At 70.1% G+C, this 25,774-nt stretch carries 22 protein-coding genes; 18 read left to right on the top strand and 4 right to left on the bottom strand.

The genetic code is table 11. The features are described 5' to 3' along the window. Positions 1–24 precede the first annotated feature (24 nt). Both ACUY4T_RS03770 and ACUY4T_RS03765 read right to left on the bottom strand, forming a co-directional pair. Positions 25–723: a DUF305 domain-containing protein gene (locus tag ACUY4T_RS03770; protein ID WP_446017569.1), complete on the bottom strand. Its 699-nt coding sequence runs from the start codon at positions 721–723 to the stop codon at positions 25–27. Then, the gene (locus ACUY4T_RS03765; protein WP_446017568.1) at positions 720–1,391 is read right to left on the bottom strand and encodes a thioredoxin-like domain-containing protein; all 672 of its coding nucleotides are present in this window, start codon (positions 1,389–1,391) and stop codon (positions 720–722) included. The genes ACUY4T_RS03770 and ACUY4T_RS03765 overlap by 4 nt, the downstream gene beginning before the upstream one ends. Positions 1,392–1,632: 241 nt before the next feature. Here ACUY4T_RS03765 and ACUY4T_RS03760 point away from each other — a divergent pair, with 241 nt between their 5' ends. From ACUY4T_RS03760 to ACUY4T_RS03695, 14 genes are all read left to right on the top strand, one after another. Beyond that, the gene (locus tag ACUY4T_RS03760) at positions 1,633–3,006 is read left to right on the top strand and encodes a cystathionine beta-synthase (RefSeq protein ID WP_446017567.1); all 1,374 of its coding nucleotides are present in this window, start codon (positions 1,633–1,635) and stop codon (positions 3,004–3,006) included. 94 nt (positions 3,007–3,100) lie between these two features. Beyond that, positions 3,101–4,273, top strand: a complete 1,173-nt coding sequence (locus ACUY4T_RS03755; RefSeq protein ID WP_446017566.1) for a cystathionine gamma-synthase — start codon at positions 3,101–3,103, stop codon at positions 4,271–4,273. Positions 4,274–4,351: 78 nt separating this feature from the next. Then, on the top strand, positions 4,352–5,674 hold the full coding sequence (locus ACUY4T_RS03750; RefSeq protein WP_446017565.1) for an APC family permease: 1,323 nt from the start codon (positions 4,352–4,354) through the stop codon (positions 5,672–5,674). A gap of 100 nt (positions 5,675–5,774) precedes the next feature. Then, entirely contained in the window at positions 5,775–6,605 is an 831-nt protein-coding gene (locus ACUY4T_RS03745) for an aldo/keto reductase (RefSeq protein WP_446017564.1), read from the top strand. An 88-nt stretch (positions 6,606–6,693) separates the two neighbouring features. Next, entirely contained in the window at positions 6,694–8,079 is a 1,386-nt protein-coding gene (locus ACUY4T_RS03740) for an MFS transporter (protein WP_446017563.1), read from the top strand. A gap of 57 nt (positions 8,080–8,136) precedes the next feature. After that, positions 8,137–9,207, top strand: coding sequence for a LacI family DNA-binding transcriptional regulator (locus ACUY4T_RS03735; RefSeq protein WP_446017562.1), 1,071 nt, complete (start codon positions 8,137–8,139; stop codon positions 9,205–9,207). 160 nt (positions 9,208–9,367) lie between these two features. Then, a complete protein-coding gene (locus tag ACUY4T_RS03730) occupies positions 9,368–10,093 on the top strand; it encodes an L-ribulose-5-phosphate 4-epimerase (protein WP_446017561.1) in 726 nt (241 codons plus the stop codon). A gap of 204 nt (positions 10,094–10,297) precedes the next feature. Further along, positions 10,298–11,380: a multiple monosaccharide ABC transporter substrate-binding protein gene (chvE, locus tag ACUY4T_RS03725; RefSeq protein ID WP_446017777.1), complete on the top strand. Its 1,083-nt coding sequence runs from the start codon at positions 10,298–10,300 to the stop codon at positions 11,378–11,380. Positions 11,381–11,511: 131 nt separating this feature from the next. Then, complete coding sequence (mmsA, locus tag ACUY4T_RS03720) at positions 11,512–13,041, top strand: multiple monosaccharide ABC transporter ATP-binding protein (protein WP_446017560.1); 1,530 nt, start codon at positions 11,512–11,514, stop codon at positions 13,039–13,041. A gap of 32 nt (positions 13,042–13,073) precedes the next feature. Next, a complete protein-coding gene (gene mmsB, locus ACUY4T_RS03715) occupies positions 13,074–14,318 on the top strand; it encodes a multiple monosaccharide ABC transporter permease (protein ID WP_446017559.1) in 1,245 nt (414 codons plus the stop codon). A 119-nt stretch (positions 14,319–14,437) separates the two neighbouring features. Continuing rightward, positions 14,438–16,036: a xylulokinase gene (locus ACUY4T_RS03710; RefSeq protein ID WP_446017558.1), complete on the top strand. Its 1,599-nt coding sequence runs from the start codon at positions 14,438–14,440 to the stop codon at positions 16,034–16,036. 76 nt (positions 16,037–16,112) lie between these two features. Next, complete coding sequence (gene araA / locus ACUY4T_RS03705) at positions 16,113–17,636, top strand: L-arabinose isomerase (protein ID WP_446017557.1); 1,524 nt, start codon at positions 16,113–16,115, stop codon at positions 17,634–17,636. 11 nt (positions 17,637–17,647) lie between these two features. After that, positions 17,648–18,679, top strand: a complete 1,032-nt coding sequence (locus tag ACUY4T_RS03700; RefSeq protein ID WP_446017556.1) for a LacI family DNA-binding transcriptional regulator — start codon at positions 17,648–17,650, stop codon at positions 18,677–18,679. Positions 18,680–18,703: 24 nt separating this feature from the next. Next, positions 18,704–19,285, top strand: coding sequence for an HhH-GPD-type base excision DNA repair protein (locus ACUY4T_RS03695; RefSeq protein WP_446017555.1), 582 nt, complete (start codon positions 18,704–18,706; stop codon positions 19,283–19,285). Positions 19,286–19,298: 13 nt separating this feature from the next. Here the strand turns inward: ACUY4T_RS03695 and ACUY4T_RS03690 are convergent, their stop codons facing one another. Together ACUY4T_RS03690 and ACUY4T_RS03685 are read right to left on the bottom strand one after the other, a co-directional pair. Continuing rightward, positions 19,299–20,123 (bottom strand): alpha/beta fold hydrolase, encoded by an 825-nt coding sequence (locus ACUY4T_RS03690; protein ID WP_446017554.1) that lies wholly within the window; start codon positions 20,121–20,123, stop codon positions 19,299–19,301. A 95-nt stretch (positions 20,124–20,218) separates the two neighbouring features. Continuing rightward, complete coding sequence (locus ACUY4T_RS03685; RefSeq protein WP_446017553.1) at positions 20,219–21,094, bottom strand: hypothetical protein; 876 nt, start codon at positions 21,092–21,094, stop codon at positions 20,219–20,221. A gap of 462 nt (positions 21,095–21,556) precedes the next feature. On the opposite strand from ACUY4T_RS03685, the gene nrdH reads away from it, so the two are divergent. Genes nrdH through nrdF form a run of 4 tightly spaced genes read left to right on the top strand, consistent with a single transcriptional unit; the run spans position 21,557 to position 25,475 of the window. Next, positions 21,557–21,790, top strand: a complete 234-nt coding sequence (nrdH, locus tag ACUY4T_RS03680) for a glutaredoxin-like protein NrdH (RefSeq protein WP_446017552.1) — start codon at positions 21,557–21,559, stop codon at positions 21,788–21,790. 52 nt (positions 21,791–21,842) lie between these two features. Further along, positions 21,843–22,271 carry a class Ib ribonucleoside-diphosphate reductase assembly flavoprotein NrdI gene (gene nrdI, locus ACUY4T_RS03675; RefSeq protein ID WP_155840818.1) on the top strand — a complete coding sequence of 143 codons (429 nt, stop codon included), beginning with the start codon at positions 21,843–21,845 and terminating at the stop codon, positions 22,269–22,271. A gap of 35 nt (positions 22,272–22,306) precedes the next feature. Next, entirely contained in the window at positions 22,307–24,412 is a 2,106-nt protein-coding gene (gene nrdE, locus ACUY4T_RS03670) for a class 1b ribonucleoside-diphosphate reductase subunit alpha (protein WP_446017551.1), read from the top strand. Between the two features lie 43 nt (positions 24,413–24,455). After that, positions 24,456–25,475, top strand: coding sequence for a class 1b ribonucleoside-diphosphate reductase subunit beta (gene nrdF, locus ACUY4T_RS03665; protein ID WP_446017550.1), 1,020 nt, complete (start codon positions 24,456–24,458; stop codon positions 25,473–25,475). The last annotated feature ends 299 nt before the right edge of the window (positions 25,476–25,774 follow it).

Here is a 25,774-nt window from a genome sequence, read left to right as displayed (position 1 = left end):
CGCGACCGGGGGAGGTCCGCGCGTTCAGGACCGCTCGTCGAGCATGTCCTGCATGAGCCGGATCTCGGCCTCCTGGCTGCGCACGATCGACTCCGCGAGCGAGACGACGACCGGGTAGGCGGACCTCGCGAGGACCGCCTCGGCCATCTCGACCGCGCCGCGGTGGTGCTCGATCATGAGCTCGAGGAACTCCCGCTCGGCCTCGACGCCCTCGAGGGTGCGGAGCTCGGCGATCTGCTCCGACGTGGCGAGGCCCGGCATGGGCTCGCCGGGCTCGTGCGCGGCCTCGCCCGACCCGTGGCCGTCGTGCGCGCCGCCGTCGGCCGGACGCGTCATCCACGTCATCGACGGCTCCGGCCCGGCCTGGGGCAGGCCCCACTCGGCCAGCCAGCCGTACATCTGCCCGGACTGCTGGGCCTGCGCGGTCGCGATGTCGTAGGCGAGCAGGCGCACCGCCTCGTCGTCGGTGCCGTCGCGGATGATCATGGCGAGTTCGACGCCCTGCTGGTGGTGCACCTGCATGTCGCGGGCGAACCCGGCCTCGGCGCTCGCGTTCGCGGGCGGCTGGTCGCCGAGGGTCGAGAGGCGCCCGACGGAGAACGCGATGACGGCGACGACGGCGAGCACCGCGGCGGCCGCGACCACGATCACCCAGCGGCCGGTGCGCCGTGCTCCGCGGTCGGTGCCGGCGACCTCGTCGTCGCTCGTCCCCGTCCCGGTCACGAGACCTTGCCCGGACCGTCGATCGCGCCGGTGCACAGCGCACCGGGCTCGGGCACGTCCTGGCTCTGCCAGTACTCCTCGAGGTACTCGGCGATCCGCGGGTCGTCGGCTTCGTCGACCTGGAGCTGGCTGTTCCATCCGCTGAGGACGATGGGGGAGGGCAGGCCCTCGAAGGGCGACAGGATGATGTACGTGGAGGGCAGCTTCCCCTTGAGCGTCTCGAGCTCGTCGTCGGAGAGCGCCTCGGCGTCGTAGGTCACCCAGATGGCGCCGTGCTCGAGCGAGTGCACCGCGTTCTCGTTCGGCACGGGCTCCTCGTAGACGCCGCAGTTGAGCCACGCGGGATTGTGGGGTCCGCCGGCCGGCGGGGTCTGCTCGTAGTCGACGGTCTCCTCGACGTGGTCGGACACGTTCTCGAACGTCTCGACGCCCTCGACTTCGGTGCCGTCGCCGCCGGCCGTGTAGTTCGGGCGCTGCGGGGCGAGCAGCACCGACGAGACGACGAGCGCGATGATCGCGACGCCCGCGCCGACCGACGCCCAGATCGCGATGCGGCGGTTGCGCTTCATCCGCGCCTCGCGCTTCTTGAACTCCTCGAGCTTCCGTTCGCGCTCGGCGGCGCGCTGCTGCTTGACGGTGAGCTTCTTTCCGGGCGGGGGCGTGGTCACGTGGGGCCTTTCCTGAACGGCGGACCCTGCCATCCAAACGCACGCGACTGGGAGAACACCAGTGGGCGGGGCGCGGATGACGCGACCGGACCGGCACGCGGCATCCGTCACCCGCTAGGCTGGCCGCGTGAGCTTCTCGCCCCGGTGTTGCTGTCGTCGCTAGGCAGGCGACCCCCTTCCTCGCGTCGCGCGCCCTGTCGGCGCCGCTCGACGCATCTCGACACCAAGGAACGAACCCGCGATGAAGTACGCAGAGCACATCACCGACCTCGTCGGCAACACCCCGCTCGTCAGGCTCAACCACGTGACCGACGGCGTGACCCCCGCCACGGTGCTCGTCAAGCTCGAGTACCTGAACCCTGGCGGCTCCTCGAAGGACCGCATCGCGCGGAACATCATCGACGCGGCCGAGCGCGAGGGGAAGCTGAAGCCCGGCGGCACGATCGTCGAGCCGACCTCGGGCAACACCGGCGTCGGGCTGGCGCTGTTCGCGCAGGAGCGCGGCTACCGCTGCGTGTTCGTCTGCCCCGACAAGGTCTCCGAGGACAAGCGCAACGTGCTGAAGGCGTACGGCGCGGAGGTCGTCGTGACGCCGACCGCCGTCGCGCCCGACAGCCCCGAGTCGTACTACGGGGTCTCCGACCGGCTCGCACGCGAGATCCCCGGGGCGTTCAAGCCCGACCAGTACTCCAACCCGAACGGGCCCCGCTCGCACTACGAGACCACCGGCCCCGAGATCTGGCGCGACACCGATGGGAAGATCACCCACTTCGTCGCGGGCGTCGGCACGGGCGGCACGATCACCGGCACCGGGCGGTACCTGCGGGAGGTGTCCGGCGACCGCGTGCGCATCATCGGCGCCGACCCGGAGGGCTCGGTGTACTCGGGCGGCACCGGCCGGCCGTACTTCGTCGAGGGCGTGGGCGAGGACTTCTGGCCGACGGCCTACGACCCGAGCGTGCCGCACGAGGTCATCGCGGCGTCCGACGCGGAGTCGTTCGAGATGACTCGGCGACTCGCCCGCGAGGAGGGCCTCCTCGTCGGCGGCTCGAGCGGCATGGCCGTGGTCGCGGCGCTGAAGGCCGCTGCGCGCCCGGAGGTCACCGCCGACGACGTGTTCGTGGTGCTGCTGCCGGACTCGGGCCGCGGCTACCTCGGCAAGATCTTCAACGACAAGTGGATGCGCGCGTACGGCTTCGGCAACGCGCCCGCCGGGCACACGGTCCGCGACATCCTCGCCGCCAAGGCCGACCGCACGGCGCCGCTCGTCTACGTGCACCCGCACGACTCGGTGCGCGAGGCGATCGACCGGATGACGGAGGCCGGGGTGTCGCAGCTCGTGGTCCTGTCGGCGGAGCCGCCGGTCGTGCTCGGCGAGGTCGTCGGGGCGCTGCACGAGGAGGAGCTGCTCGAGCAGGTCTTCTCCGGGCGGGCGAAGCTCACCGACGAGGTCTCGGCCGTCGTCGGCGAAGCGCTGCCGCTCATCGGCGTCAACGAGCGCGTCGCCACGGCGCGCCAGGCGTTCGGCGAGGCGCCGGCCATGCTCGTCACCGACGGCGGCAAGGCCCTCGGCGTGGTCTCGCGCACCGATCTCCTCTCGTACCTCTCCTCCTGACCCGTTTCTCAGGAGGTTCGGCGGAGCGCCGACGGCGTTCCGCCGAGAATCAAGGCCCAAGACTTCATTCCCAGACGAAAGGCGCAGACCGATCATGAACGCTCCTGAGAACGGAACTGCACGCTTCGACACCCGCGCGATCCACGCCGGGCAGGAGTTCGACCCGACCACCGGCGCGGTGATCCCGCCGATCCACGTCACCTCGACCTACGCGCAGGACGGCATCGGCGGCCTGCGCGGCGGGTACGAGTACTCGCGGGGCGGCAACCCGACCCGCGCGGCGCTCGAGACCCAGCTCGCCGCGCTCGAGGGCGGCATCCGCGGCCTGTCGTTCGCGTCGGGCCTCGCCGCGGAGGACGCGCTGCTGCGCACCGTGCTGACGCCGGGCGACCACGTCGTCATCGGCAACGACGTCTACGGCGGCACGCACCGGCTGATCCGCCGCATCTTCGGCGACTGGGGGGTGCGCCACTCGACGGTCGACACGAGCGACCTCGACGCGGTGCGCGACGCGATCGAGCTCGGCACGACCAAGGTGCTGTGGGTCGAGACCCCGTCGAACCCGCTGATGAAGATCTCGGATGTCGCGGCGCTCGCCGAGCTCGGCGACGAGGCCGGGGTGCTCGTCGTGGTCGACAACACCTTCGCGAGCCCCGCGCTGCAGCAGCCGCTGGCGCTGGGCGCGGGCGTGGTCATCCACTCGACGACCAAGTACCTCGGCGGCCACTCCGACGTGGTGGGCGGCGGGCTGGTGTTCGCCGCCGGGCAGGAGGAGCTCGCCGAGCGCGTCGGGTTCACGCAGTTCGCCGCGGGCGCGGTCTCGAGCCCGTTCGACGCGTTCCTCACCTCGCGCGGCATCAAGACGCTCGGCATCCGGATGGAGCGGCACAGCCGCAACGCCCTCGCGATCGCGCGCCGGCTGACCGAGCACGCCGGGATCGCGCGGGTGCTCTACCCGGGCCTCGAGTCGCACCCGGGGCACGCGCTCGCGGCGCGGCAGATGTCGGGCTTCGGCGGCATGGTCTCGATCGACCTCGCCGGCGGCGCCGAGGCGGCGCGCCGGTTCGCGGAGTCGACCGAGCTGTTCACGCTCGCCGAGTCGCTGGGCGGCGTCGAGTCGCTCGTGAACTACCCGTCGGAGATGACCCACGCGTCGGTGAAGGGCACCGAGGCCGAGGTGCCCGATTCGATCGTGCGGCTCTCGGTCGGCATCGAGGACGTCGACGACCTGCTCGCCGACATCGACCAGGCGCTCGACCGCCTCTGACCTCGGCTGGCAGGATGTCGCGCCACGGTGTCAGTCCTGCCAGCGCGAGCGGGGCGCGGCATCCGGCACGATGAGCGGGTGAGTACGCGAACCCTGGATGCCGCGGCATCCGTCGACGCCCTGACGCCACCGCACGGACGGCTCGGCCTCGGGCAGGGCACGGCCCTCTACGTGGCGAGCGTGCTCGGCACCGGCATCCTCGTGCTGCCGGGGCTCGCCGCCGAGGCAGCCGGCCCCGCGTCGATCCTCGCGGTCGCCGCGGTCCTCCTGCTGTCCGTCCCGCTGGCCGGCACCTTCGCCGCGCTCGCCTCGCGGTACCCCGACGCCGGGGGAGTCGCGAGCTACGTGCGCCGGGCGCTCGGCGCCACCGCGGCCCGCATGACCGGCTACTGGTTCTTCTTCGGCGTCTGCGTCGGCGCGCCCGTCGTCGCGATCCTCGGCGGCGAGTACGTCGTCGCGGTGCTCGGCGTCGACCGCGCCGCCGTGCCGTTCGTCGCGCTCGCCGTGTACGTGCCGCCCTTCGTCGCCAACTGGTTCGGGGTGCGCATCGCGGGATGGGTGCAGTTCGCACTCACCGGCCTGCTGCTCGCGGTCGTGATCGGCGTGGTCGCCGCCACGTTCCCCGCGGTGGAGGCCGGCAACTTCGCGCCGTTCCTCCCGAACGGCTGGGCGGGCGTCGGCACCGCGATCAGCCTGTTCGTCTGGGCCTTCGCCGGGTGGGAGGTCGGCACCCACATCGCCGGCGAGTTCCGCGACCCGCGGCGGACCATCCCGCTCGCGACCGGGATCGCGATCGTCATCGTCGGGGTCGGCTACCTCGCACTCCAGGTCGTCACGGTCGGAGTGCTGGGCGACCGGGCCGGCGACGGGCAGGTGCCGCTCGTCGACCTCGTCGCCGTCACGGTGCCCGGCATCGGTCCCGTGCTGGTCGCGATGGTCGCGGCCATCGTCACCGTCGGCGTGCTCAACGCCTACCTGCCCGCCTTCGGCAAGCTCGGCGCCGCCCTCGGGCGCGACGGCGACCTGCCGCGGTTCTTCGCGAAGGGCGCGGAGGACGGCGCCGTCCCGCGGCGCGCACTGGTGCTCACCGGGGCGCTCATGGCGGTCTACTTCGGCTTCGCGCTCGTGCTCGAACTCGACCTCGCGCCGTTCATCCTCATCCACACGAGCAACATGGTCGCCATCTACGCCGCGGGCATGCTCGCCGCGACGATGCTGCTCCGCCGCGGCTCGGTCGGCTGGTGGCTCGCGGTCGTCGCGACCGTGCTGTCGGCGGGCCTGCTGGTGCTCGCGTGGCAGAACCTGTTCGTGCCGCTCGCCCTGGCCGCGGCATCCGTCGTCACGCTCGTTCGGCGCGCGCGACGGCGGGCCGACACCGCCCCCGCACGCGTCGACGCCTGACCTGCGCGGCCGGCGCGCGGCATCCGACTCGCTGCCGAACCGCTGGGGATCGGGCGCGGCGGCTGGCATCGGCGGGGCGATCCGGGTGAGGATGGACGGCATGACCGCCCACGCGTACGCGCTCGCCGACGGCAACACGATCCCCGCGATCGGCCTCGGCACGTACGGGTTGAACGACCAGACGGGCGTCGAGGCGATCGTCTCGGCCATCCGCGACGGGTACCGGCTCCTCGACACGGCGTACAACTACGGCAACGAAGAGGTGGTCGCCGAGGCGATCCGGCGCAGCGAGGTCGACCGCAGCGACCTCTTCGTCACCACGAAGCTCCCCGGTCGCCACCACGGCGTCGACGAGACGCTCGCGAGCTTCGAGCAGTCGCGCAAGCGACTCGACCTCGACTGGGTCGACCTGTACCTCATCCACTGGCCGAACCCGAAGCGCGACCGCTACGTCGACAGCTGGCGGTCGATGATCAAGCTGAAGGAGCGCGGAGTCGTGCGCTCGATCGGCGTCTCGAACTTCACGGCCGAGATGCTCGACCGCCTGGCGGAGGAGACCGGGCTCCTGCCCGTCGTCAACCAGGTCGAGCTGCACCCGTACTTCCCGCAGTCCGAGCTGCGCGCCTACCACGCCGAGCACTCGATCCGCACCGAGAGCTGGAGTCCGCTCGCCAAGCGCACCGACCTGCTCTCCGAGCCGGTGATCGGCGAGATCGCCGGGGCCCACGAGGTCACGCCGGCGCAGGTGGTGCTCGCCTGGCACCTCGCGCTCGGCGCGGTCCCCATCCCCAAGTCGTCGGATGCCGCGCGGCGCCGCGAGAACCTCGACGTGTTCGACCTCGCACTCGACGATGCCGAGGTGGAGGCCATCTCCGGCCTCGAGCGCGGCCGCCTGTGGGGCGCCGACCCCGACGCGCACGAGGAGATGTAGGCGTCGCCGTCGACGACGGCAGCATCTCGATGCTGCGCGTCAGTGGTGACGGCGGCGGATGACGCACGGCGGACGTAGGCTCGGTCGGGTGACCGAGCGCTCCACCGCGACCCCGACCGAGGCCCCTCCCGGGGGGCCGCTCGCCATGCCGTGGCGCTGGCTGTCGCTCGGCATGTTCTCGCTGATCTTCCTCGCCGCGTTCGAGGTGCTCGCCGTCACCACCGTGATGCCGCTCGTCGCCGCCGACCTCGACGGCGAGGGGCTCTACGCGCTGGCGTTCTCGGTGCCGCTCGCCGCGGGCGTGGTCGGCATGGTCGTCGCGGGCAACTGGACCGACCGGTCCGGCCCCCTCGCGCCGCTGCTCGCCGCCGGCGGCCTGTTCGTCGGCGGCCTCGTGATCGCCGGCCTCGCACCCGACATGATCACGCTGGTGATCGGGCGGCTCGTGCACGGCGTCGGCGGCGCCGCGGTCATCGTGCCGCTCTACGTGATCGTGGCGCGGGTCTACCCCGAGTCCGTGCGGGCGCGGGTGTTCGCGGGGTTCGCGGCGGCCTGGGTCATCCCGTCGATCATCGGGCCGGCGGTCGCCGGGTTCGTCGCCGAGCAGCTCGACTGGCGCTGGGTGTTCCTCGGGGTGATCGGCCTCGTGCTGCCGGCGGGCGCGATGATGCTCGTGCCGCTGCTGCGCGTGCGGGAGCAGGTGGCGGGCGACCCGAGCGTGCCGTGGAGCCGGAGCCGCCTCGCCTGGTCGATCCTCGCCGCGGCGGCCGCCCTCGGGGTGAGCGCGTCGACCGAGCTGCCCGACCCCTGGCGCTGGATCGTCGCGGTCGCGGCGATCGCCCTCACGGTCGTCGCCGTCCGGCCGCTCCTGCCCGCGGGCGCGCTCCGCGCCGTGCGCGGGCTGCCTGCGACGGTGCTCATGCGCGCGGTCGTCGCCGGCGCGTTCTTCGGCACCGAGATCTACCTGCCGTACCTCCTCATCGACCGCTACGGGTTCGCGCCCAGCCTGGCGGGCGCGGTGCTCACCGGCGCGGGCGTCTCGTGGGCCACCGCGTCCTGGCTGCAGGGCCGGCTCGGCGACCGCGTGTCGAACGTCGACGCGGTGCGGATCGGCACGGCGGTGCTCGCGGCCGCGCTCGGAACGGTGCTGCTCATCGCGCTCCTCGGGCTCTCGCCCGTGATCGCCTTCGTCGCCTGGATCTTCGCGGGGGCGGGCATGGGGTTCATGTACCCGCGCTTCTCGGTCGCCGTGCTCGAGATGTCGCCGAAGGCGGCGCAGGGCTTCAACAGCGCCGCGCTCACGATCGGCGAGTCGCTCGGGGCAGCGGTCGCGCTCGCGGTGACGGCGCTGGTGGCGAGCGCCGTGGTCGGCGGCGCGTTCACCGCCGAGTTCGCGGTCACGGTCGCGATCGCCCTCGTCGCCGTGGCGCTCGCGCCGCGCGTGCGGCCGGCGGCGGCTGCGGAGTTCATGTGACCGTCACATTGTGACGGTCACATTCTGCGCGGCGCTGTGCATAATGGTCTCGCCGGCATGTGTGACCGTGAACATGCCGAGATCGATCCCGAGGACCCCGTGCCAGAGACGCCGCAGGAGCCGGGCCGCGTCCGTGCCCCCAGCATCCGCGATGTCGCACGCCTCGCGGGCGTGTCGCACCAGACCGTCTCGCGGGTGCTGAACAGCCACCCCAGCATCCGCCCCGAGACCAAGCAGCGCGTGCTCGACGTCATGGCCGAGCTGCAGTACAAGCCCAATCGCGCGGCGCGCGCGCTCGTCACGAGCCGGTCGCGCACGCTCGGCATCCTCTCGGCGTCGAGCACGCACTACGGGCCGGCGTCGAGCATCGCGGCGATCGAGGCGGCGGCGCGCGAGGCCGGCTACTGGGTGAGCACGGCGAACATCGAGTCGTCCGATGCGGGCTCGATCGCCGACGGGCTCGCGCACCTTCGCGCGCAGGGCATCGAGGGCCTCGTCGTGATCGCGCCGCAGGTGCGCGTGTTCGACACGCTCGCGGAGTTGTCGATCGACCTGCCGTACGTGACGCTGCAGTCGACGGGCCGCGACCCCGAGCACACCATGTCCGTCGACCAGATGGCCGGGGCGCGCAAGGCCACCCGGCACCTGATCGAGCGCGGGCATCGGATGATCTACCACCTCGCGGGGCCGCAGGACTGGATCGAGGCGGAGGCCCGCATGCGCGGATTCCTCGACGAGATGGGCGCGCAGGACGTGCCCACGACCGCCCCGATCCTCGGCGACTGGACCGCCGACTTCGGCTACTACGCGGGTCGCGAGCTGCTGACGGTCCGCGACTTCACCGCGATCTTCGCCTCCAACGACCAGATGGCGCTCGGCGTCATGCACGCGGTGCGCGACGCGGGCCTCGAGATCCCGCGCGACGTCTCGATCGTCGGGTTCGACGACATCCCCGAGGCCGCGCACTTCTGGCCGCCGCTCACGACGGTGCGCCAGGACTTCGCCGAGCTCGGCCGGCGCTGCGTGGCGCTGCTGCTCGGCGACCTCGACCCGGCGGCGCCCGAGTACCGGGGCACGCTCGAGCCCGAGCTCATCCTGCGCGAGTCCGTCGGTCCGCCGTCGTTCTGACCTCGCGCGGGGCGTTACCGATCCGTGACCTTCGGATCGTTGACACGGCCGCCGATCGTGTGGCTACCATGTGACGCGCCATGTGAACGGTCACATCAGCCGTCGCAGGGCCCGATGTCCCCGTCGCACGACGGCCGCACCACGACGAAGGAGTCTCCCCGTGACCAGCTACGGCCCGCAGATCGAGGTCGCCATCGCGCGCGTTCGCGCCGATGTCGCCCGGCTGCACGGCGAGCTGACGCGCTACGGGCTCGTGGTCTGGACCGGCGGCAACGTGAGCGGCCGGGTCCCCGGCGCCGACCTCTTCGTGATCAAGCCGTCCGGCGTCGCCTACGACGACCTCGCCCCCGAGAACATGATCCTCTGCGACCTCGACGGCAACGTCATCCCCGGCACGCCCGGCGCCGATCGCACCCCCTCGAGCGACACCGCGGCCCACGCCTACGTGTACCGCAACATGCCCGAGGTCGGCGGGGTCGTGCACACCCACTCCACCTACGCGACCGCCTGGGCGGCGCGCGGCGAGGAGATCCCCTGCGTCATCACCGCGATGGCCGACGAGTTCGGCGGGCCCATCCCGATCGGCCCGTTCGCGATCATCGGCGACGACTCGATCGGCCGCGGCATCGTCGAGACGCTCGCCGGCCACCGCTCCCGTGCCGTCCTCATGCAGAACCACGGCCCGTTCACGATCGGGGCCAACGCGAAGGACGCCGTCAAGGCCGCGGTCATGGTCGAGGACGTCGCCCGCACCGTGCACCTCGCCCGCGAGGCGGGGGAGCTCCTCCCGATCCCGCAGGAGGCGATCGACCGCCTCTACGACCGGTACCAGAACGTCTACGGGCAGGCGACCGACGCCCGCCGGAAGAAGGAGGCTCCCGCTTGAATCCCACCAGGACCCCTGCATCCGCCAACTGAAGAGCTTGCGCCATCCGCGGTCCCGAGCGGATGCCGCAGGGAAGCCGGTCGTCATGGACGAGGCCGACTTCCACAACGTCACCAAGACGACGACGTCCATGACCCCACAGTGAAAGGACACACCGTGAACAGCACGAAGAAGGTGCTCCTCGCCACCCTGGCGGCCGGTTCGATGCTCGCGCTCGCCGCGTGCTCGGGCGGCTCGGGAGGCGACGGAGGAGGAGACGGCGGCGGCGACGGCGGCCTCATCGGCGTCGCGATGCCGACGAAGAGCTCCGAGCGCTGGATCCAGGACGGCGACTCCGTCAAGGAGCAGCTCGAGGAGCAGGGCTTCACCGTCGACCTCCAGTACGCCGAGGACGACATCCCCACGCAGGTCTCGCAGGTCGAGAACATGATCACCAAGGGCGCCGAAGCCCTGATCATCGCGGCGATCGACGGCACGACGCTCTCCGAGGTCCTCCAGACCGCGGCCGACGCCGAGATCCCCGTCATCTCCTACGACCGCCTCATCCGCGACTCCGAGAACGTCGACTACTACGCGTCGTTCGACAACTTCGTGGTCGGCCAGCAGCAGGCGTGGTCGGTGCTCAACGGCCTCGGCCTCACCGAGCTCGACGGCACCCCGATCGACGGTGCGCCCGAGGGTCCGTTCAACATCGAGCTGTTCGCCGGCTCGCTCGACGACAACAACGCGTTCTTCTTCTTCGACGGCGCCATGGACGTGCTCCAGCCGCTGATCGACGACGGCACGCTGGTCGTGAAGTCGGGTCAGACCGACATCGAGCAGGTCGCCACGCTCCGCTGGGACGGCGAGACCGCCCAGAGCCGCATGGAGGACATCCTCACGGCGAACTACTCCGACGGCTCGCAGGTCGACGCGGTGCTCTCGCCGTACGACGGCATCTCGCGCGGCATCATCTCGGCGCTCGAGGGCGCCGGGTACTCGGTGGGCGACGAGTGGCCGATCATCTCCGGCCAGGACGCCGAGCTCGACTCGGTCAAGGCGATCAACGCCGGTGAGCAGTACGCGACCATCTTCAAGGACACCCGCGAGCTCGCGACCGTGGCCGTCGACATGGCGACCGCGCTGCTCGAGGGCGAGGAGCCCGAGGTCAACAACACCGAGGACTACGACAACGGCGTGAAGGTCGTGCCGTCGTACCTCCTCGACCCGGTGATCGTCGTCAAGGACAACATCACCGAGGTCCTGGTCGACTCCGGCTACTGGACCGAAGAGGAAATCAACGGCTGATCGAGCCGCTGAGCCGAATCGGATGACATGAACCGCGTGTCGGGACCTGCGGCGGGAGTACTCTCGCCTCAGGTCCCGGCCGCGGCATCCGTCGCACCGGACGGCGCACCGGCAATGGAGCAGGAGCAAGGATGACCAACCACATTCTCGAGATGCGCGGCATCACGAAGACGTTCCCCGGCGTGAAGGCGCTCGCGAACGTGAACCTCGCGGTCGAGCGCGGAGAGGTGCACGCCATCTGCGGCGAGAACGGCGCCGGCAAGTCGACCCTGATGAAGGTGCTGTCGGGGGTCTACCCGCACGGCACCTACGACGGCGAGATCGTCTTCGAGGGCGAGACCGTCGCCTTCAAGGACCTCACCGACTCCGAGGCCAAGGGCATCGTGATCATCCACCAGGAGCTGGCGCTCAGCCCGTACCTGTCGATCGCCGAGAACATCTTCCTCAACAACGAGCAGAAGGGCACCGCCGGCCTCATCGACTGGAACCAGACGAACTTCGAGGCCTCGAAGCTCCTGGCCCGCGTCGGCCTGAGGGAGAACCCGACGACGACGATCCGCGAGATCGGCGTCGGCAAGCAGCAGCTCGTCGAGATCGCCAAGGCGCTGTCGAAGAAGGTCAAGCTGCTCATCCTCGACGAGCCGACCGCCGCGCTCAACGACGAGGACTCCGACCACCTGCTCGACCTGATCCTGCACCTGAAGGGGCAGGGCATCACGTCGATCATCATCAGCCACAAGCTCAACGAGATCAAGAAGGTCGCCGACACCGTCACGGTCATCCGCGACGGCAAGACGATCGAGACGATCGCCAAGCAGGATGTCACCGAGGACCGCATCATCAAGGACATGGTGGGCCGCGACCTCGAGCATCGGTACCCCGACCACACCCCGCACCTCGGCGAGGAGCTGCTGCGCGTCGAGGACTGGACCGCCCACCACCCGCAGGACACGAGCCGCGTCGTGGTCGACAACGTCAACCTGCACGTGCGGGCCGGCGAGATCGTCGGCATCGCGGGCCTCATGGGCGCGGGCCGCACCGAGTTCGCGATGAGCCTGTTCGGCCACTCCTACGGCTCGCGCATCTCGGGCAAGGTGTTCCTCCGCGGCAAGGAGATCAAGACCCGCACGGTCGCCGAGGCGATCGGGAACGGCATCGCCTACGCGACCGAGGACCGCAAGACCTACGGGCTGAACCTCATCGAGGACATCAAGCGCAACATCTCGATGGCGTCGCTGAAGAAGCTCGAGAAGTTCGGCCTCGTGCACGACAACGAGGAGTACGCGGTCGCCAACGAGTACCGCAAGTCGATGAACATCAAGGCGCCGAACGTCCTGGTGAAGACCGGCAAGCTCTCGGGCGGCAACCAGCAGAAGGTCGTGCTGTCGAAGTGGATCTACTCCGACCCCGACGTGCTGATCCTCGACGAACCCACACGAGGCATCGACGTCGGCGCGAAGTACGAGATCTACACGATCATCAACAAGCTGGCCGCTGCGGGCAAGGGAGTCATCGTGATCTCCTCCGAGCTGCCCGAGCTGCTCGGCATCTGCGACCGCGTCTACGCCCTCTCGGAGGGCCGCATCACCGGCGAGCTGCCGGTCGAGGAGGCCACCCCCGAGTCGATGCTCAAGCTCATGACCATGGAAAAGCCCCGCTAGCCCGCGGCTGACGGATCACCCCAGGAGACATCATGTCGAATCCGAACCCACCGACCATCGAGGAATCCCACGCGGCGGGCAGCAACGTCAATCCCGTCCAGAACAAGTTCACCGACCGGCTGACGCACGTGCTCAGCGACCTCGGCCGCAACGGCATCTTCATCGCCCTGCTGGCCGTGGTGATCCTGTTCGCGTTCCTGACCGACGGCATCCTGCTGCGTCCGCAGAACATCTCGAACCTGGTCGTCCAGAACGGCTACATCCTCGTGCTGGCCATCGGCATGGTGATGGTCATCATCGCCGGCCACATCGACCTGTCGGTCGGCTCCGTCGCCGCGTTCGTCGGCGCGTGCTCCGGCGTGTTCGCGGTGCAATGGGGGCTGCCGTGGTGGCTCGCGATCGTGCTCTCCCTCGGCATCGGCGCGCTCGTCGGCGTCTGGCAGGGCTTCTGGATCGCGTACGTCGGCATCCCCGCCTTCATCGTGACACTGGCGGGCATGCTCATCTTCCGCGGCCTGGCGCTCGTCGTGCTCGGCAACTCGAACATCGGCTCGTTCCCGGCCGAGTACCGCGCGCTCGGCAACGGCTTCGTCACCGACGTGTTCGGCGAGTTCGACATCGACCCGCTGACGATCGGCGTCGGCGTGCTCGCGATCGTGATCCTCGTGGTGCAGCAGTTCCGCACCCGGCGCGGCCGGGTCAAGTACGGCCAGGACGTCGAGCCGATCGCCTGGTTCGTCACCAAGCTGGTGCTGATCTCGGCCGCGATCGCGTTCTTCGCGTACTCGCTCGCGTCGTACAAGGGCATCCCGATCACGCTGATCGTCCTCGGCGTGCTGGTGCTCATCTACAGCGTCGTGATGAACCGCACGGTCTTCGGCCGTCACATCTACGCCATCGGCGGCAACCGCCACGCGGCGGAGCTGTCGGGCATCAAGACCCGCCGGGTCGACTTCTGGCTGTTCGTGAACATGGGCTTCTTGGCGGCGCTGGCCGGCCTCATCTTCACCGCCCGCCTCAACCTGGCCGGCCCGAAGGCCGGTGACGGCTTCGAGCTCGAGGCGATCTCGGCGGCGTTCATCGGCGGCGCGGCCGTGCAGGGCGGCGTCGGCACGATCGGCGGCGCGATCATCGGTGGTCTGATCATCGGCGTCCTGAACAACGGCATGTCGATCCTCGGCATCGGCATCGAGTGGCAGCAGGCCGTGAAGGGCCTGGTGCTGCTGCTCGCGGTCGCGTTCGACGTGTACAACAAGCGGCGGTCGGGCGGCAGCTGAGCCGTCGCGACACCCCGACGACGAGGGGCGGATGCCACGCGGCATCCGCCCCTCGTCGCGTTCCCGGGCGGTCGATCGAGGCTTGAGGTGGCGTTCCGTTAGCGCTAACATTCAGGATTGTGAGCGCTAACGACGACGTCCGCACCGCCATCGCCGAGGGGCGCACCGCACTCGGCATCGAGTTCGGCTCGACCCGCATCAAGGCGTGCCTGGTCGGGGAGGATCCGACGCAGGTCCTCGCGGTGGGCAGCCACGAGTGGGAGAACGAGTTCGTCGACCGCCGCTGGACCTACTCGCTCGAGTCGGTCTGGTCGGGTCTGCAGGCCGCGTACGCCGACCTCGTCGCCGACCTCCGGCGCCGCCACGATGTCGTGCCCGAGACCTTCGGCGCGATCGGCGTCTCGGCGATGATGCACGGCTATCTCCCGTTCGACGCCGACGGCGAGCTGCTCGTACCGTTCCGCACCTGGCGCAACACGTCGACCGGCCCGGCCGCGGCCGAGCTGAGCGAGCGGTTCGGGCTCAACATCCCGCTGCGCTGGTCGATCGCGCACCTGCACCAGGCGGTCCTCGACGAGGAGCCCCACGTGCCCGCGATCGCGACCTTCACCACCCTCGCCGGGTACGTGCACTGGAAGCTCACGGGCCGCAACGTGCTCGGCGTCGGCGACGCATCCGGCATGTTCCCGATCGACTCGGCTGCGAACGACTACGACGCGCGACTGATCGGCATCTACGACGAACTCGTCGCCGAGCGGGCGCCGGGCCTGACGGTCGCCGACCTGCTCCCCGAGGTGTTGCCCGCCGGCCGCGTGGCGGGCGAGCTCACCGAGGCGGGTGCGGCGCTCCTCGACCCGTCGGGCGCGCTCCGGCCGGGCATCCCGTTCTGCCCGCCAGAGGGCGACGCCGGCACGGGCATGGTCGCCACGAACGCGGTCGCACCCCGCACCGGCAACGTCAGCGCCGGCACGAGCATCTTCGCGATGGTGGTGCTGGAGCATCCGCTCGCGAACGCCCACGACGAGCTCGACCTCGTGACCACGCCGGCGGGCGACCCGGTCGCGATGGTGCACTGCAACAACGGCGCGAGCGAGCTCGCCGCCTGGGCGGGCGTGTTCGGCCGGTTCGCGGCGGCGGCGGGCGTCGAGCTCGACGGCGACGCGGTGTTCGGCGCGCTCTTCCGCGAGGCGCTCGCGGGCGAGGCGGATGCCGGCGGCCTCATCGCCTACAACCAGCTCGCGGGCGAGCCCATCGCGGGCCTCGAGGAGGGGCGGCCGATGGTCGTCCGCACGCCCGACAGCCGGCTCACCCTCGCGAACCTCATGCGCGCCCAGATCTACGGCGTGTACGGCACGCTCGCGCTCGGCATGCGCGTGCTGCACGACGAGGGCGTCGGGCTCGACCGCATGTACGCCCACGGCGGCATCTTCCGCACCGCGGGCGTCGCGCAGCGCTTCCTCGCCGGCGCGCTCGACGCGCCGGTGGCCGTCGGCGAGACCGCCTCGGAGGGCGGCGCCTGGGGCATCGCGGTGCTCGCCGCCTACCTCGCGCACGCCGACGAGGTCAGCCTCGGCGCCTACCTCGACGAGCGCGTCTTCGCGGGCGCCGCGGTCGCCGTCGCCGAGCCCGACCCGGCGGATGTCGCCGGCTTCGCCGCCTACCTCGACCGCTACGCCGCGGGCCTCGCCGCCGAGGCGGCCGCCGTCGCGGCGCTCTGACCCGACGGATGGCCGGGGCGCCCGCCACGCGGCATCCGCTCACCGCACTCGAACCCAGCACCTGAAGGACACGCACATGACGCGCACCCCGCTCACCACCTCGCTCGACGACTTCGAGGTCTGGTTCCTCACCGGCAGCCAGCACCTGTACGGCCCCGAGACGCTCGCGCAGGTCGCCGACCAGTCGCGCGCCATCGCGGAGGCGCTCGACGCGGCATCCGACGTGCCCGTGAAGGTCGTCTGGAAGCCCGTGCTCACCGACTCGGCCGCCATCAAGCAGGTCGCGCTCGAGGCGAACGCCGCGCCGAACGTGATCGGCGTCGTCGCGTGGATGCACACGTTCAGCCCCGCGAAGATGTGGATCGCCGGCCTCGACGCGCTGCAGAAGCCGCTCGCGCACCTGCACACGCAGGCGAACGTCGAGCTGCCGTGGGGCGACATCGACTTCGACTTCATGAACCTCAACCAGGCCGCGCACGGCGACCGCGAGTTCGGGTACATCCAGACGCGCCTCGGGGTGCCGCGGAAGACCATCGTCGGGCACGCGTCGGACCCGCGCGTGCAGCGCGAGCTCGGCACCTGGCAGCGTGCGGCGGCGGGCCTCGCGGCGGCCCGCAGCCTGAAGCTCGCGCGCTTCGGCGACAACATGCGCTACGTCGCCGTCACCGAGGGGGACAAGACCGAGGCCGAGCTGCGGTTCGGCGTGCAGGTCAACACGTGGGGCGTGAACGAGCTGGCCGACGCCGTGCACGCGGCATCCGACGCCGACATCGACGCGCTCGTCGCGGAGTACGAGGAGCTCTACGACGTGACGCCGGAGCTTCGCCGCGGCGGTGACCGCCACGAGTCGCTGCGCTACGGCGCCGCGATCGAGCTCGGCCTGCGTTCGTTCCTCGAGCAGGGCGGCTTCGGCGCGTTCACGACGAGCTTCGAGGACCTCGGGGCGCTGAAGCAGCTCCCGGGCCTCGCCGTGCAGCGCCTGCAGGCCGAGGGCTACGGATTCGGCGCCGAGGGCGACTGGAAGACCGCCATCCTCGTGCGCGTCGCGAACGTGATGGGTGCGGGCCTGCCGGGCGGCGCGACCCTCATGGAGGACTACACCTACGACCTGACGCCCGGCGACGAGCTGATCCTCGGCGCGCACATGCTCGAGGTCGCGCCGTCGATCACGACCGCGAAGCCGAGCCTCGAGATCCACCCGCTCGGCATCGGCGGCAAGGAGGACCCGGTGCGCCTGGTGTTTACCGCCGACCCGGGCCCCGCGGTCGTCGTCGCGCTCTCCGACATGCGCGACCGGTTCCGGCTGACCGCGAACGTCGTCGAGAACGTCGCGCCGCGCGAGCCGCTGCCGAAGCTCCCCGTCGGCCGCGCGATCTGGAAGCCCGCGCCCGACTTCCAGACGAGCGCCGCCGCCTGGCTCACCGCCGGCGCCGCGCACCACACCGTCATGTCGACCGCGGTGGGCGTCGACGTGTTCCGCGACTTCGCCGAGATGGCGAAGGTCGAGCTGCTGGTCATCGACGAGGAGACGACGCAGCGCGGGTTCGAGCGAGAAGTACGGTGGAACCAGGCCTACTACCGACTGGCGCAGGGCCTCTGAAGGAGGAGACCGTGAGCGGCGAGCCGGGCGTGACGGATGCCGCCGGCGTGCCGACGATGTTCGACGTCGCCCGGCGGGCCGGGGTGTCGCACCAGACCGTCTCGCGCGTGCTCAACGACCTGCCCGGGGTGGCGGCCGCCACGCGCGAACGAGTGCGCGCCGCGATCGCGGAGCTGAACTACACGCCCTCGCCGACGGCCCGCGCGATGGCGCGCCGCCGGTCGGGGTCGATCGGGCTCATCCAGGCCGGCCGCCCCGACTACGGCCCGTCGAGCGCGGCGCTCGGCTTCAACGAGGCCGCCCGCGCCGCCGGCTACGCCGTCAGCCAGGCGAGCATGCGCACGCTCGACGCCGATGCGCTGACGCAGGCCGTGCACCGCCTCGCGCTGCAACGCGTCGAGGCGATCGTGCTCATCTCGGGCGAGCGCGAGGGCGTCGAGGTGCTGCGCGGCATCGACGCGGGCGTGCCGCTCGTGGTCGTGGCATCCGAGCCGTCGCCCGGCCTGCACCGGGTGTCGTTCGACCAGTTCGAGGGTGCGCGGCGCGCGACCGGGCACCTGATCGAGCTGGGGCACAGGCGCATCGCGCACGTGTCGGGCCCCGCCGACTCGATGGACGCCGCCGAGCGCCGCCGCGGGTTCGCCGCCGCGCTCGCCGAGCACGGGCTCGAGCACCGCGAGCCGATCGCGGGGGACTGGCTCCCGGCATCCGGTCACGCCGCCGGCCGCCGCATCATCGACGACGGATGGGCCACGGCCGCCTTCGTCGGCAACGACCACATGTCGCTCGGGGTGCTGCGCGCCTGCGCCGAAGCCGGCGTGCCGGTGCCCGAGCGGCTCAGCGTGGTCGGCTTCGACGACCTGCCCGAGGCGGCCTACTTCACGCCGCCGCTCACGACGATGCGGCAGGACTTCGACTCGCTCGGCCGCGACGTGATGGCCGAGGTGGTCGACGTGCTGCGCGACGGCGCGTCGGCGCCCGACCGTGCCGGGCGCGTGCCGGAGCTCGTGGTGCGCGAGAGCACGGCGCCGCCGGCGGGCTGACCCGCCGGTGGGAGGATGGAGCACATGACCACGACGCTGAACATCACGGGGGATGCCGCGGCCGACGAGCTGCTGAGCACCGACGCGTTCGCGCTGCTCACGGGCATGCTGCTCGACCAGCAGGTCGCGATGGAGACCGCATTCGCGGGCCCGGCGAAGATCCGCGACCGCGTCGGCACCATCGATCCCGAGGCGATCGCCGCCCATGACCCCGACGGCTTCGTCGAGGCGTTCAAGCAGCCGCCGGCCGTGCACCGCTACCCCGGGTCGATGGCCGGCCGGGTGCAGGCGCTCGCCCAGGCCGTGCGCGACGACTGGGGCGGCGACGCGGCCGCGATCTGGACGCAGGGCGACCCCGACGGCCGCGAGGTGCTGCGCCGCCTCAAGGCCCTGCCGGGCTTCGGCGAGCAGAAGGCGAAGATCTTCCTGGCCCTGCTCGGCAAGCAGTGCGGCCTGACGGCGAGCGGATGGCGCGAAGCCGCCGGCCACTACGGCGACGAGGGCGCGTACGCCTCGGTCGCCGACATCGTCGACCCGGAGTCGCTGCAGAAGGTGCGGGCGACGAAGCAGGCGGCGAAGGCCGCGGCCAAGGCCGCCAAGGCGTAACGCGCCGCGCCCGTCAGCGCGCCACGTGCGCGTCGAGGAAGTCCGCGATCGCGGCGGCCATGTCCTCCGGCTGCCAGGAGTGCTGCACGGCGGGCACGGTGCGTCGCTCCGCGTTCGGGATGGCGCGCACGATCGCCTCGGCGGCCGGCGCCATCTCGGCGGGCGCGCCGTCCTCGCCGACGAGCACGAGCGTGGGCGCGGTGATGGCGCCGAACAGCTCGGCGTGGGGCGCCGACTCGGCCCAGGCGAGGGACTCGGCATCCGCTTCGAGGCTCGGCCCGATGCGCACCATCAGCGGCCACGACGGGCTCGCCTTCGCCTGCTCGAGCCATTCGGGCGGCATGCCCTTCATGAAGTACTCGACGACCGCGTCGGGGTCGTCGCCGGCGATGCGCTCGCGCAGTCCGGCGAGGAACTCGCCGCCCTCGGAGCCCTGCTCCGGGCCGAGCGGCACCTCGAACGCGGCGATGGCGGTGACGGGCAGTCCGGATGCCGCGGCCGCGAGCGCGATCGCCCCGCCGGAGGAGTTGCCGAACAGGGCGACGCCCTCGCCGAGCTCGTGGGTGCGCTCGAGCTCGGAGACGATCGCGCGCAGGTCGGCGAGGGTGTGGTGCAGGTCCATGTCGGCGTCGTGCGCGCTTTCGCCGCGGCCGCGCCGGTCGTAGTTGATGACGGTGTAGCCGCGTTCGGCGAGCAGCGTCGCCATCCGCTTGGTGGTGGGGTCGAACGCCCGGAACTGGAACGCGCCGCCGACGAGCACGACGGGCGGCCCGCTGCCCTCCCGGTCGTACGCGATCGCGGCTCCGTCGTGCGAGATGACGGTGTGGCTCGGGGTCATGCGGCGCCTCCTGTGCAGGTTCGGTCTGCCGGGGTCGGGCTCGTCGTCAGGCTATCGGCGCCCGCGACGGGTGGCTAGGGGGCCGGCCGGGCGGCTCAGCCGAGTCGGGTGAGCGCGGTGATCGACATCGACGACGACTGGCCGTTCTGGCAGGTCTGGTAGAGCAGGTCGTAGCCGCGGGGGAGGTCGTTCGAGGTGGCCGTGGCCTGGTTCAGCATCTTCACGATGCCCTCGACCCGGTAGACGCCCTCGTGCACGCCGGTGAGGCGGATGACGGTGCCCGCCTCGTCGGGGAACTCCCGGCCGCCGCACGACCAGTGCTCGGCGATGGTCGGCACCTGGTCGTAGCGCTCGGTGAGGTCGACGGACCCCTTGCACGCGTCGAGCTCGGGGTACCAGCCGGCCGCCCAGACGTGGTTCGCGTACGACGCGCTCGCGAGGAGCGCCTGTCGCTCGTCCCAGGCTGCGACGGCCGCGGCGAGCTGGGCGACGGGTTCGCCGAGGGCGGTGACGCTCTCGTCGAAGCGGGCGAGGTCGTCGAACTCGAGCGCCTCGACGGCGTCGGCGGCTTCGCGCTGCGGGCCGCCGAGCTCGAGGAGCGACGCGTCGACCGCCTCGCCCTGTTCGAGCACGGTCTCGGCGGACTCGACCTCGGCGCGGGCGGCGATGCTGCGCTGCACGGTCTCGTCGAGCGCCGCGGCGAGCGTGTCGCGCACGCCCTGGTCGAGCACGGTGGTCGCGGTCGCCTCGAGGCGCTCGGTCGCGGCCGCCTGCTCGGCGACGAGGGTGTCGTACCGCTCGCGTGCGTCGCCGACGGTGGTCGCGGCCGACGCGAGCGCGGCGTCGAGGCGGTCGGATGCCGCGGCGGTGGCCGCCTGCGCGCCGACGGCGAGCCCGCCGACGAGCACGGCGGCGGCGACGCCGGCGGTGATCAGGCGGGCTCGGCGGGTTCGCGGGAGTCGGAGGGGCATCGCTTCCAGTCTCACCCGGGGCCGCCGAAATGGGTAGGGGCGGTCACGGCCCGCGAAGTGGGGGCGGATGTCACGCGCGCGGGGGCGACGCGCCGCGGCATCCGTCGCCGGAATGTCGGTGGCTGGTGGAAGCATGGCCTGCACAACACCACATGTTGGGGTCGCCGGGCCGATGAGGCCCAGATGTCGGGAAATCGCGACACGCCCGACATCCATGCACAGGCCGATTCCGCTCGAATGAGCGGGCCTGTGGAGAACGCGATCCGAAGCCGCGGAAATCCGCCGATCAGGCCCCCTTCGACCTGTTGACAGTCGGTGGAGAACCCGGTGGAAAACTACACGGATGTAACTACATCATCTTGTGGTCGTGCATTTGCTCAGCCACTAGATGTAGTATCGAAGGACCAAGCAACACCGGGGGAGAACGGCTCCTGAGGGAGCCAGAGAAGAGGGGTCACAGAGATGACGGTCACGGTCTACACCAAGCCTTCCTGCGTCCAGTGCAACGCGACGTACCGGGCCCTCGACAGCAAGGGCATCGAGTACGAGATCCTCGACCTCTCGCAGGACGAGACCGCGCTCGCCGCCGTCAAGGAGCTCGGTTACCTGCAGGCCCCCGTCGTCATCACCGACGAAGACCACTGGTCGGGCTTCCGCCCCGACAAGATCGACGAGCTGGCGTCGCGGCTGGCGTAACGGCTCCCGGGCGCATCGACCGGGGGGTCGTGATGCAGCACCAGGAGCAGTCATGACGAACCTCATCTACTTCTCCAGCGTGTCGGGCAACACCGCACGCTTCATCGACAAGCTCGGCCGGCCGGCGGCGCGCATCCCGCTCCATGCGAAGGATGCCGCGCTCGTCGCCGACGAGCCGTACGTCCTCGTGGTTCCGACCTACGGGGGTGGGGACGGCAAGGGCGCCGTGCCCAAGCAGGTCATCAGGTTCCTGAACGACCCGCACAACCGCGCACTCATCCGCGGCGTCATCGCCGCCGGAAACACCAACTTCGGGGCGGCCTACGGCCTCGCGGGCGACATCGTCGCCGCGAAGTGCCACGTGCCGCACCTCTACCGCTTCGAAGTATTCGGAACACCAGACGACGTTCGCGCCGTCGACGAGGGATTGGACGCATTTTGGTCAACGCAGCAGCAGGCGCCGCAAGCGACAGTGGCGTAGCGGTCATCGACGCACCGCGCTCGAGCAACTCGGGGATGGACTACCACGCCCTGAACGCGATGCTGAACCTCTACAGCGCCGACGGCAAGATCCAGTTCGAGAAGGACAAGGAGGCGGCGCGGGAGTACTTCCTCCAGCACGTCAACCAGAACACGGTCTTCTTCCACTCGCTGAAGGAGCGCCTCGACTACCTCGTCGAGAAGGAGTACTACGAGCCCGAGGTGCTCGGCATGTACTCGTTCGAGTTCATCCAGCAGCTCAACGACCTGGCGTACTCGAAGAAGTTCCGCTTCGAGACGTTCCTCGGCGCGTTCAAGTACTACACGAGCTACACGCTGAAGACCTTCGACGGCAAGCGCTACCTCGAGCGCTTCGAGGACCGCGTGGTCATGACCGCGCTCGGCCTCGCGCAGGGCGACGAGCAGCTCGCGACCGAGCTGGTGGAGGAGATCATCTCCGGCCGCTTCCAGCCGGCGACGCCGACCTTCCTCAACACGGGCAAGGCGCAGCGCGGCGAGCTCGTCTCGTGCTTTCTGCTCCGCATCGAAGACAACATGGAGTCGATCTCCCGCGGCATCAACTCGTCGCTGCAGCTGTCGAAGCGCGGCGGCGGCGTGGCACTGCTGCTCAGCAACATCCGCGAGTCGGGTGCGCCCATCAAGCAGATCGAGAACCAGTCGTCGGGCATCATCCCCGTGATGAAGCTCCTCGAGGACTCGTTCAGCTACGCCAACCAGCTCGGCGCACGCCAGGGCGCCGGCGCCGTGTACCTGTCGGCGCACCACCCCGACATCATGCGGTTCCTCGACACCAAGCGCGAGAACGCCGACGAGAAGATCCGCATCAAGACGCTCTCCCTCGGCGTCGTCGTGCCCGACATCACGTTCGAGCTCGCGAAGAACAACGAGGACATGTACCTCTTCTCGCCGTACGACGTCGAGCGCGTCTACGGCAAGCCGTTCGGCGACGTGCCGATCACCGAGAACTACCGCGCGATGGTCGACGACCCGCGCATCAAGAAGACGAAGATCAACGCGCGCGAGTTCTTCCAGACGATCGCCGAGATCCAGTTCGAGTCGGGCTACCCGTACATCGTGTTCGAGGACACGGTGAACAAGGCCAACCCGATCAAGGGCCGGATCAACATGTCGAACCTGTGCTCCGAGATCCTCCAGGTGAACACGCCGACGACCTACAACGAGGACCTCTCCTACAACCAGATCGGCAAGGACATCTCGTGCAACCTCGGGTCGATGAACATCGCGCTGTCGATGGACTCGCCCGACTTCGGCAAGACGGTGGAGACCGCCATCCGCGGCCTGACCGCCGTCTCGAACATGTCGCACATCTCGTCGGTGCGGTCCGTCGAAGACGGCAACGACAAGTCGCACGCCATCGGCCTCGGCCAGATGAACCTGCACGGCTACCTCGCCCGCGAGCGCATCCACTACGGCAGCGAGGAGGGCATCGACTTCACGAACATCTACTTCTACACGGTGCTCTTCCACGCGCTGCGCGCGTCGAACCGGATCGCCATCGAGCGCGGCGAGGCCTTCGACGGCTTCGCCGACTCGAAGTACGCGTCGGGCGAGTTCTTCGACAAGTACACGGATGCCGCGTGGGTGCCGCAGACCGCGCGGGTCATCGAGCTCTTCGCCGACGCCGGCGTGCACATCCCGACGCAGCACGACTGGCAGGAGCTGAAGGCCTCCATCCAGGAGCACGGCATCTACAACCAGAACCTGCAGGCGGTGCCGCCGACCGGCTCGATCTCGTACATCAACAACTCGACGTCGTCGATCCACCCGATCGCGTCGAAGATCGAGATCCGCAAGGAAGGCAAGCTCGGCCGCGTCTACTACCCGGCGCCGTTCATGACGAACGACAACCTCGAGTACTACGAGGACGCGTACGAGATCGGCTACGAGAAGGTCATCGACACCTACGCCGCGGCGACGCAGCACGTCGACCAGGGCCTCTCGCTCACGCTGTTCTTCAAGGACACCGCGACGACCCGCGACATCAACAAGGCCCAGATCTACGCCTGGCGCAAGGGCATCAAGACGATCTACTACATCCGGCTGCGTCAGCAGGCGCTTGAGGGAACTGAGTTGGAGATGTGCGTCAGCTGCACGCTCTGATCGCTGCGCACATATCGGATGACTCGAGAAGAGGAATGAACGGATGACTCTCACCGACCCGGTGAACTCGGCCACCAACGACCCGGCCCACTCCGCGCCGGTCAAGCTGGTCAGCCACGTCAACGCGATCAACTGGAACCGCATCCAGGACGACAAGGACCTCGAGGTCTGGAACCGCCTGGTCAACAACTTCTGGCTGCCCGAGAAGGTGCCGCTGTCGAACGACGTGCAGTCGTGGAACCAGCTGACACCTGAAGAGCAGACCACGACGATGCGGGTGTTCACGGGCCTCACGCTGCTCGACACCATCCAGGGCACGGTCGGTGCGGTCTCGCTCATCCCCGACTCGCTGACTCCGCACGAGGAGGCGGTGTACACGAACATCGCGTTCATGGAGTCGGTGCACGCGAAGAGCTACTCGTCGATCTTCTCGACGCTGTGCTCGACGAAGGACATCGACGAGGCGTTCCGGTGGTCGGTCGAGAACGAGCACCTGCAGAAGAAGGCCTCCATCGTGATGGAGTACTACCGCGGCGACGAGCCCCTGAAGCGCAAGGTCGCCTCGACGCTGCTGGAGTCGTTCCTCTTCTACTCCGGGTTCTACCTGCCGATGCACTGGTCGAGCCGGGCGAAGCTCACGAACACGGCCGACCTGATCCGCCTCATCATCCGTGACGAGGCAGTGCACGGCTACTACATCGGCTACAAGTTCCAGCGCGGGCTCGAGCTGGTCGACCAGGCCAAGCGCGACGAGATCAAGGACTACACGTTCTCGCTGCTCTACGAGCTCTACGACAACGAGGTGCAGTACACGCAGAGCCTCTACGACGGCCTCGGCCTGACCGAGGACGTCAAGAAGTTCCTGCACTACAACGCCAACAAGGCCCTGATGAACCTCGGCTACGAGTCGATGTTCCCCTCCTCGGTCACCGACGTGAACCCGGCGATCCTCGCCTCGCTCTCGCCGAACGCCGACGAGAACCACGACTTCTTCTCGGGGTCGGGTTCGTCGTACGTGATCGGCAAGGCAGTCAACACGGAGGACGAGGACTGGGACTTCTGAGCTGATGTGAGACGTCACGGTGCTTGACCCGCGGATACGTCGAAGTCGACCCGGTTCAGAATTCTTGACCGCCCGGTACGTCACCGAGACAGGGACCTTCCTCTTCTCGGCGAGCTCCTTCACGAGCGGAATACAGCTGGAATGGGCCTGCGGCCGGCTGACAGGCTGGGACTCGGCACGTTCGTGTGTGACCCCGGGTAGAACCGACCCGCCGCATCGCGTCGGTGTCAGCGAGGGACGTGTCCGCGGCCATGCTGCGGCTCGGTGGACAAAGCCAATTCGGATGTCACCTACTCCTG

This window comes from Agromyces arachidis (genome assembly GCF_052805135.1).
The sequence above is the reverse complement of the archived record's forward strand: the minus strand, read 5'-3'. Positions and strand labels throughout refer to the sequence as shown.

What these genes read in the sequence shown, in the direction of transcription:
- ACUY4T_RS03760 (WP_446017567.1), top strand. Translation starts at nt 1,633, where the DNA reads ATGAAGTACGCAGAGCACATCACCGACCTCGTCGGCAACACCCCGCTC.
- ACUY4T_RS03755 (WP_446017566.1), top strand. Translation starts at nt 3,101, where the DNA reads ATGAACGCTCCTGAGAACGGAACTGCACGCTTCGACACCCGCGCGATC.
- ACUY4T_RS03745 (WP_446017564.1), top strand. Translation starts at nt 5,775, where the DNA reads ATGACCGCCCACGCGTACGCGCTCGCCGACGGCAACACGATCCCCGCG.
- ACUY4T_RS03735 (WP_446017562.1), top strand. Translation starts at nt 8,137, where the DNA reads ATGTGTGACCGTGAACATGCCGAGATCGATCCCGAGGACCCCGTGCCA.
- chvE (WP_446017777.1), top strand. Translation starts at nt 10,298, where the DNA reads ATGCTCGCGCTCGCCGCGTGCTCGGGCGGCTCGGGAGGCGACGGAGGA.
- mmsA (WP_446017560.1), top strand. Translation starts at nt 11,512, where the DNA reads ATGACCAACCACATTCTCGAGATGCGCGGCATCACGAAGACGTTCCCC.
- mmsB (WP_446017559.1), top strand. Translation starts at nt 13,074, where the DNA reads ATGTCGAATCCGAACCCACCGACCATCGAGGAATCCCACGCGGCGGGC.
- araA (WP_446017557.1), top strand. Translation starts at nt 16,113, where the DNA reads ATGACGCGCACCCCGCTCACCACCTCGCTCGACGACTTCGAGGTCTGG.
- ACUY4T_RS03695 (WP_446017555.1), top strand. Translation starts at nt 18,704, where the DNA reads ATGACCACGACGCTGAACATCACGGGGGATGCCGCGGCCGACGAGCTG.
- ACUY4T_RS03690 (WP_446017554.1), bottom strand. Translation starts at nt 20,123, where the DNA reads ATGACCCCGAGCCACACCGTCATCTCGCACGACGGAGCCGCGATCGCG.
- ACUY4T_RS03685 (WP_446017553.1), bottom strand. Translation starts at nt 21,094, where the DNA reads ATGCCCCTCCGACTCCCGCGAACCCGCCGAGCCCGCCTGATCACCGCC.
- nrdH (WP_446017552.1), top strand. Translation starts at nt 21,557, where the DNA reads ATGACGGTCACGGTCTACACCAAGCCTTCCTGCGTCCAGTGCAACGCG.
- nrdI (WP_155840818.1), top strand. Translation starts at nt 21,843, where the DNA reads ATGACGAACCTCATCTACTTCTCCAGCGTGTCGGGCAACACCGCACGC.
- nrdE (WP_446017551.1), top strand. Translation starts at nt 22,307, where the DNA reads ATGGACTACCACGCCCTGAACGCGATGCTGAACCTCTACAGCGCCGAC.
- nrdF (WP_446017550.1), top strand. Translation starts at nt 24,456, where the DNA reads ATGACTCTCACCGACCCGGTGAACTCGGCCACCAACGACCCGGCCCAC.